Origin of the sequence: Flavobacterium sp. (assembly GCF_013822155.1) — a bacterium.
Taxonomy (GTDB): domain Bacteria; phylum Bacteroidota; class Bacteroidia; order Flavobacteriales; family Flavobacteriaceae; genus Flavobacterium.
On record NZ_PNJW01000170.1, the window covers coordinates 1 to 1,410 of the forward strand.

Below are 1,410 nucleotides of genomic sequence, written 5' to 3' on the forward strand. Positions count from 1 at the left end.
AATATAAATAAAATACCAAGTATAGAAAGTAGTTTTCCAGTTCCTTCAGAAAAAAAATTTTCAGTTTTATTAGTCATAACCTATTTTTGATTTAATTTTTAAGCTATCATTTCTTATGAAATACACTTAACTCATATAATTTTTTGTTTTTAAGTTAAACTCTCCACCACACCCTTCATCAATACAGGACAAAGCGGTTTGATAGTACTTTTTAATTGTTCATTTATTCTTTTACGAGTTTCTAAAGTATGATAAATGGTAACAATTGCTTCTTGAACTTTAATATCTGGAATGGGCAATTTTACATTGCACATATCAGCCCAATCAAATGTTTCTCTGGCGCTACCCCAAGAATTGAATCTAGCATATCTATCAAATTCTGACCTTTTGAAAAATAAAAACAAAAACTCGGGTAATAGAATAGAAGTATCTATAACTCTAAAAACTGTGTATGTGCTTGAAACTAATCCGGCTTCATTATCTAAAAGTGCTATTGAAATTTTCTCTCCATTCCTTGATGTAACCGAAACATATCCGAATTCTCTTGGATGAACAATTTTGTAATTTGACAAGTCAAGTTTTTCTTTATTAGACTTGGTTGGCATAAATACCTTATTTACACTTATACCAATAAGATTGTCAATCTTTAAATTGTTATTCCTTTCATCCGATTGCTCAATATAATCTACAAGTACTTTTGGTTCTTCGGTTTTAATGAGGTTTTCAATGTAAGTATCGCATATCAACTGCAAATCAGCTAAGCTTTTTTCATAAGACTTTTGATTGTTAAGTAAGCCTTGGTACAATGCTACATATTTGCGCTGTTCTTTAATATCTGGAATCGGTATTTTAATATCACAGAGGCGTTCCCATTCTAAACTTGCTCTTACACTGCTATCACTGATAAACCAACCATACCTGTCTGATTCAGGTCTTTGAAACCACATCATCATATATTCGGGTAAAAGTTCATTTTGATCATTCACTTCAATCACTAAATATGCAGGAGATATAATAGCAGGTTTATCTTCTGTATACAAAGCCAAACGGATTGTTTCATCTCTGCCTACCTGCATTGCACTATATGCAAATTGTCCTTTGTGAATGATTTTGTATTTTGACAAATCTGTTTCAGAAATATTGGCCACTGAAGGCATAAAATTTTTGGTGATGTTTATACCCAATAGATTTGTAACCGCTAAATTCTTATTGCGGTTGTCCACTAAGTGAATATAATCACCAATACGCTTATAACTCATAACCTAAAGTTTTAAAAGCTTCAATTAATTGTTCTTGTGATGCCTTTTCCTCTTGGAGAATTTCTTTAAATTCTTTTTGTATGCGTTTCATTTCAGTATTAAAATCGATACCACTGTCTTGGTCAACAAATTCTATATATTTACTAGGTAC

Annotated in this window: 1 protein-coding gene; it reads right to left on the minus strand. The window is 31.2% G+C overall.

The genetic code is table 11. From position 1 onward, the window contains the following. Positions 1-149: 149 nt before the first annotated feature. Positions 150-1,259 carry a restriction endonuclease subunit S gene (locus tag C0512_RS15665; protein ID WP_290863254.1) on the minus strand — a complete coding sequence of 370 codons (1,110 nt, stop codon included), beginning with the start codon at positions 1,257-1,259 and terminating at the stop codon, positions 150-152. Positions 1,260-1,410: the final 151 nt, after the last annotated feature.

What these genes read in the sequence shown, in the direction of transcription:
- C0512_RS15665 (WP_290863254.1), bottom strand. Translation starts at nt 1,259, where the DNA reads ATGAGTTATAAGCGTATTGGTGATTATATTCACTTAGTGGACAACCGC.